The following is a 2,903-nucleotide window of genomic DNA, read 5'->3' on the forward strand; positions in this document are numbered from 1 at the left end:
CCTAAAATCTGATAGTCCAACTTGCAGCACAGAAAATATTTACACTGGTGAATTTAACGGAAACAAAAAACAAGGAGTAGGAATATTTTCAGCACTACTAATAAAAAACGGAATACAAGTTTACAACGAAAAAAATTATAATATTTAAATACCTTATTTTGTACTCACACCTTAATCACATAATATTATCACTATTTTCTGGCTATTCATTTTTGAATAGTCTTTTATTCTACATTTTAGGGGGTCACTTTTAAAAAACTTTACTATCAAATGATTTTGGATGAAATATAAATAAATGTTAAAGTAGAAATGTAAAATTATTCCCCATTCAGCATTGATTTTTTAACATGAAGTAATTCTCTATCTAAACCCATGGTCACTCATTTTTTGAGTGGCTTTTTTTATGCTTTATTCCAATTGCTTTATTGACGTTGAGCCTCTGAACCCTTAACAATCCCCAAACTTGTCGAATCGTCGGCTTAATAGCTCACGCTATGCCGACATTCGTCTTCAAGTTTAGTTAAGGGTTCCTCTCAACATCAATAAATTTTCTCGGCATAAATGCATGTGGTATCCTCAATACAGTGCTCCTTTTAATTGCACAATATGATAACTATTCTCCAGAAGACCACTCAAAAATGAGTGGTTCTTTTATTTTGCATTTTAAGCCCTTTCTAAGACATTTAATTATTTCGAATATAAAAACAAACAAAAATTTCTTTCGTTTAACAGAGAGGCTATAAATCACTTTAAAATTCATTTCTCAACACTTTCAGAAAGAAAAATATATTTTTAATCTCAATTGTTCTTCTTAGAAAAAAGCTAAAACCCGATTAATAATATTCAAAAAAGGCAGCAGTACATTTTGATTTTGGCTACCATTTGGTTACCGAAATTATTATTTTTAGCTACCAAATGGCTACCTTTTTATGTAGCCATTTGGTAGCCGTTTTTGATTTAGGGTAGCTATTCGGGAGCTTTTTGTGTAGCCGTTCGGGAGTCATATAACAATTTTTATCACATATATAGGAATCCCATTTGACACTGTCAAATCAATATTTTTCACAGAAATGGCTACCGAATGGATACATTTGGAGACATTTCTGTGCAGGATTCCTCTTATGCTCTTTAATAGCAATAGTTGCAATATTACACCTGTATACCCTCATATTTTTCATTTCAAAATCTCAAACCTTTTTCAGAAAAACATCTTTAATTTTTTCTAACAAAACAAAAAACGCTCACTCTTTTTTCGAGTAGCGTTTTGTTTTTTATTTTTCTTCTTCAATTTCATTTATCATTTTTTGATTCACTTCTCGTTTTTCTTCATCCGTTAAATCATAAAGTTCACTCGCTAAATATTCATTTTTATTCCACATGTAAAAAATCTGATATACATATTCTGTTGGATCAATTTCTTTAAGATAATCTAAATCGCCATCTTTCAATTTTTTACGTGCTTCTTTAAACAACCCAGAATAAACAAGTACTTGTTTTCCTTTCAACGATTTATAATACGTATCAAATACTTTTTGATTCGATAGATAATCACTATCTTTCCCCGTATATTTCGCCATCTCATACAATTCTTTTTGATTGTTCTGTTTTACACGTTGAACATGAACCTGTGTAATATCTGGATTTCCTGTTACATCACGCCATAAGTTTAACCATTCTTTTTGACTCATATAATAACGTTTATCTGTAAAATACGAACGATTCACTGCAATCAAGACATGAAAATGAGGATGATAATCATCTCGTTCCGCATTATACGTTACTTCTAATTTCCGAACATAACCTTTAGCAATAGACTTAAAATGCTTACGATTACTTAATCGTCTAAATGATTCATTATAATGCTTTATCTCATTTTCTAAATGGTCAGCTGTAACATTTGGGGTCGTAAGTGTTAAAAATATAAATAATTTTGACTCTTCTTGTTGAATATATTGCATCATCAACGATAAACCTAATGCATCTTTACGTGCTTTACGCCACGCACATACTGGACAAAATCGATTCTTACATAAATTAGATTTATATAATTTTTGTTTCTCTAACATCCTATCAGTCACAAAACTTAAAAACGTATTACAGTTTTTAATCAAATCCATTTGTCCCTCTTTAACATGCCGTTTAATAAATTTTTGAAATACTTGATTTCTTTGTTTTTTCTCTGTATACTTTTCCATGTTATAACACATAAAAACAACTTTGTTTTCTCAAACATTGTATATAAAAAAAGTTGCTTTTTCTCCTTTCTTGTATAGTTTTTTTCTAGTCAATTAAAACCTTACAATAATAGGTACGAAAAAGCAACTTTTTTTGTGCTTAAATCCAGATATGACAACGGATTTAAGGTTGTTACGCTCGCTTGTAATAGTTACCTATAGTATCAAGATAAGAAGAGACTCGTTTTTAACTCGTTTCCAAAAGCTAAAATCCGGAGGATAAAGTATGATTCTTATAAGTGCATGTTTAATCGGTCAAAATGTTAGATACGACGGAGGAAACAAAATCAACAACAATTTAAAAAAACTTGTAGACCAAGGTATAGCAAAACCAATATGCCCTGAAATTTTAGGAGGACTATCAACTCCAAGAAATCCTGCAGAAATCTTAGGAGGAGACGGCTTTGATGTATTGGAAAATAAAGCTAAAATTATTGATGATCATGGCAAAGACGTTACAAAAGAATATGTAATTGGAGCTATGAAAGCATTAGATACTTGCCAAAAAATGAATTGCAAAACATTAATCCTAAAATCTGATAGTCCAACTTGCAGCACAGAAAATATTTACACTGGTGAATTTAACGGAAACAAAAAACAAGGAGTAGGAATATTTTCAGCACTACTAATAAAAAACGGAATACAAGTTTACAACGAAAAAAATTATAA

At 30.4% G+C, this 2,903-nt stretch carries 3 protein-coding genes; 2 read left to right on the forward strand and 1 reads right to left on the reverse strand.

Annotated features, from left to right (window positions below; genetic code table 11):
* On the forward strand, positions 1-148 hold a 148-nt coding region (locus JIE71_RS04155), incomplete at its 5' end, for a DUF523 domain-containing protein (protein ID WP_199507473.1).
* Between the two features lie 1,123 nt (positions 149-1,271).
* Here the strand turns inward: JIE71_RS04155 and JIE71_RS04160 are convergent.
* A complete protein-coding gene (locus tag JIE71_RS04160; protein ID WP_186310822.1) occupies positions 1,272-2,195 on the reverse strand; it encodes a protein rep in 924 nt (307 codons plus the stop codon).
* 265 nt (positions 2,196-2,460) lie between these two features.
* Between JIE71_RS04160 and JIE71_RS04165 the strand changes: the two genes are divergently transcribed.
* On the forward strand, positions 2,461-2,903 hold a 443-nt coding region (locus tag JIE71_RS04165), incomplete at its 3' end, for a DUF523 domain-containing protein (RefSeq protein WP_199507474.1).

Origin of the sequence: Psychrobacter sp. bablab_jr014 (genome assembly GCF_016464015.1) — a bacterium.
Taxonomy (GTDB): Bacteria; Pseudomonadota; Gammaproteobacteria; order Pseudomonadales; family Moraxellaceae; genus Psychrobacter.

Excerpts from the sequence above, each read along its gene's own strand:
- JIE71_RS04160 (WP_186310822.1), bottom strand. The coding sequence starts at position 2,195 with ATGGAAAAGTATACAGAGAAAAAACAAAGAAATCAAGTATTTCAAAAA.